This is a genomic window from Exiguobacterium sp. A1_3_1, from assembly GCF_048985645.1.
GTDB lineage: Bacteria > Bacillota > Bacilli > Exiguobacteriales > Exiguobacteriaceae > Exiguobacterium_A > Exiguobacterium_A indicum.
The window spans coordinates 1-3,255 of sequence record NZ_WBYY01000253.1 but is presented as its reverse complement, the minus strand read 5'-3'; the positions used below and the strand labels follow the sequence as shown (position 1 = coordinate 3,255).

General features: G+C 41.8%; 3 protein-coding genes. 1 reads left to right on the top strand and 2 read right to left on the bottom strand.

Going from position 1 to position 3,255, the window contains the following annotated elements; genetic code table 11:
• Positions 1 to 133 precede the first annotated feature (133 nt).
• Both F8N00_RS17245 and F8N00_RS17240 read right to left on the bottom strand, forming a co-directional pair.
• Positions 134 to 370: a hypothetical protein gene (locus F8N00_RS17245; protein WP_214813988.1), complete on the bottom strand. Its 237-nt coding sequence runs from the start codon at positions 368 to 370 to the stop codon at positions 134 to 136.
• A gap of 196 nt (positions 371 to 566) precedes the next feature.
• Positions 567 to 1,022: an Rrf2 family transcriptional regulator gene (locus tag F8N00_RS17240; protein WP_214813989.1), complete on the bottom strand. Its 456-nt coding sequence runs from the start codon at positions 1,020 to 1,022 to the stop codon at positions 567 to 569.
• A gap of 863 nt (positions 1,023 to 1,885) precedes the next feature.
• Here F8N00_RS17240 and F8N00_RS17235 point away from each other — a divergent pair.
• Positions 1,886 to 2,788, top strand: a complete 903-nt coding sequence (locus F8N00_RS17235) for a methyl-accepting chemotaxis protein (RefSeq protein ID WP_421018666.1) — start codon at positions 1,886 to 1,888, stop codon at positions 2,786 to 2,788.
• The last annotated feature ends 467 nt before the right edge of the window (positions 2,789 to 3,255 follow it).

Here is a 3,255-nt window from a genome sequence, read left to right as displayed (position 1 = left end):
CGCACCGCTGCCCTCCTGCCGGACCGATAACGAGAGCTACACATCGCCTGCGCGAGGCATCTCTACGTTCCTGTTCCTTGCGACGGAAGGCACGGAGCGAAATAGAATAAAAAATTCATTTAAAATGAATCTTTTAGTTCAAAAAAAGATGAAGCTCTAGATAGAGTTTTTGAGCATTTTCGATGGTTTGGTTTGAAGATGAAGCCGTCAAGACTTCAAGAGAGAACTCTTTGCGCATCTCTTCAAGAACGCTTTCGACTTGCTGTCGCTTCAAAGGTGAGTCTGTTGCATGTAAAAGGCGTGAATACATCTCGAGAAACGCTTCTAAAGCAACTTGTCTACAACGGTCTTGAAAATCAGACGAGTGCATGAAGTGTTCTCCTTTTCATCATTTTCGCTATAGGTGGTAAAGAAGTAGTAAGTAGAATGAGGTGATTTTTTTGATGACGTTCCGATCGGCTGTTGGTATGGCTAACAACATATAACATCACCACACATGTGATTAGGTCTGTTTCTCATAGCGATATGTATTAGATGAATCAGTCGATGGTAAGAAGCAAAACTGATCAGGTAGAAGTGGTTTCGACACTTGGGGTGGAAGGGTGAAGAAGTTCGACAAGTTGATCCTGATTATCGAGTAAGTCCTCCAGAGAATGTTTCGCAAGTTCTTGATGAAAAGCGTGCATTGCCCGTCCGAGAACCCCTTTGAGACGACAGACAGGGGCGATGAGGCATTGCCCGTTCGGACTGAAGCATTCGACGATGTCGAGCGGTTCTATCTGACGGACGACTGTTCCGATGTTAATCTCTTTTGGAGCATGCGTCAGTCGGAGTCCTCCGTTTCGTCCTCTGACAGATTCAACATAGCCAAGCTTCGTCAATTGCTGGGTAACCTTCATCAAATGATTCGGGGAGATTGCATAGTGTTCTGCGATTTGTGGCATCGGTACGATTTCATTAGGATGAGCACCGAGGTATATCAAAGTACGAAGTCCGTAATCTGTGTATTGTGTGATGCGCATGGTTATCACTTCGTTCGAACAAGGAATGCTTATTTTACTTTCGTTTATCAATTGCAGTCAGTAAAATAGTCAGCATCCTCAGTAATAAATGTAATTCAGGAATTCCGTAGAATCTCTTATTTTGGTGACGCTGTATCTTGATAGTAAGTGGAAGCACTACTGAATTCAATACTCGTAGAAAATAAAGATAGGATGAATGATTCAAGTGAAGTCATAAAGTGATGAGTAGTCGCATAGAAACGAGAAAACTGTAGGGGAGGGCAATCAGTCGGAAATCTAAAAAATTCTTCAGAAAAGTGATGGTCAGGCAAGGAAATACTCCACTCGTGAGAAGAGAGTTTTATACATAAGACAAGACGCTGCCTGACATCCGGATGGACGAAGTTTTGAAAATCCAATTGCTCTTGATCGAGAAGTGAATACAGTCGTCGATACTCGACCAGTGAAACCGCTCTTTTCTTTTGAATGATCCGGATCGATAGGAGTCCAACGTTTTGTAAGATGTCATGATGTTGGAAGTGTTGAGACAATCTTGGCATGAGGGTCAAACATTGTGGTCCCGATGAGGTCGACATAACGAATTTTCTCCTTTCTATCACAGCCTTAATACTGTTTAACAACAGCATAAATATGTTATTAATACCTTGAATCCAAGGGATATAAACTTCTTATACCCTGATAATTTATTAGTACTTTTGATACTAGTTTTTTGAAAGGAAAAATAATAAAAAAAAACTAAAAACATTGATACTTATTTCAAAAAAGAAGTATTCTTAATAGCCCTTTATAACTATATTTATATATACATAATGAGGAAATACGAATTGTGCATCTAAAAAATAGACGTCAAGAGGGTGAAGGTAATGGATTCGGATACGGTCAATCTTTCTTCTGGTATAGTGTTGGATTCTTTAAAAAATCATGTAGCGATGATTCGATTTGATTTGCAAAGAAAAGTAGTCGATGTAAATGATCTCTTTGCGAAGACGATGAAATATCGGAAGGAAGAGATGATTGGCATGTATCATCACCTGTTTTGTCCTCCCTCCTTTGTCAATAGTAATGAGTATAAGGAGTTTTGGGAGAAGCTGTTCTTCGGATTAAGTGCTTCTGACAAAATCGAGCGAATCGACTCTCTCGGAAACTCTATTTGGTTAGAGGCGACCTACATGCCATTGATTGAAGACGGTCAAGTCGTCGGAGTCGTCAAAATTGCGACAGATATCACGGAGCGACAACAATTAGTCGAAACGTATGCGAAGACGTTCGATACGATCGCAGATACACTTGACGAAAGAGCGCTCTATGGGATTAAAGAGAGTGGATTATTGAAGAAGACGATTGAACATATGGCAAGCGAGACGTTAGCGAACTATAAGGTCGTCCAAAACCTACAAAAACAGGCGGACGAGATTACACATCTCACTGCAACCATTAAAGGAATTGCTTCTCAAACCAATTTATTATCATTAAATGCATCAATCGAGGCAGCGCGAGCCGGTGATCATGGTAAAGGGTTCAACGTCGTCGCAACAGAAGTCCGAAATCTGTCGAAACTTGTCGAACGTGCTGTAGTGGATGTTCGGACGACGACCGAAAAGATGAACGGAGAACTGGAACAAGTATTGAGGGTGATGGACCAATCAGCAAAAGATACGACGGACAGCCTTCAAGTGATGGAGAAAACCGTCGACAGATTCAATAGTATGGGAGAAACCGCTGGAGAGTTAAACGTGACCGCTAAAGCCTTTACGTCGATTGTTTGATGAGCGGTGCGATGACTCACTCGATGCTTTATCGTACGATTCAAGTCCTTGATAGCAAGAGGATTTGAGTCGTATTTTTATGTATCGTCATTTCTATGCCGCGTTCAGCTCAGTAATAGTTTCCTCTATTTTCAAATAAGGACACACCTACGTACCGTAGCATGAATGGACAAAAAACGACGATATTTTTCTTTTTAAGAGAGTACAAATGAGTAAGGAATGGATTCGTTCCGAATCCAAGAGCAATGAGAGACCCACAGTGGAGTGTATAAAGATTCGAAGAGAGATAGCTGATTGAAGTCAATTAATTCTCCTATAGATAGTGATACTCTTTCTACTGGATATACAAGCACAAGGAGAATTTGCAGGCTCATGCGTAAGGCTGTAGGCTGCACGCAGCAACATCCTCATCGCACCGCTGCACCGCTGCCCTCCTGCCGGACCGATAACGAGAGCTGCGACTCGCC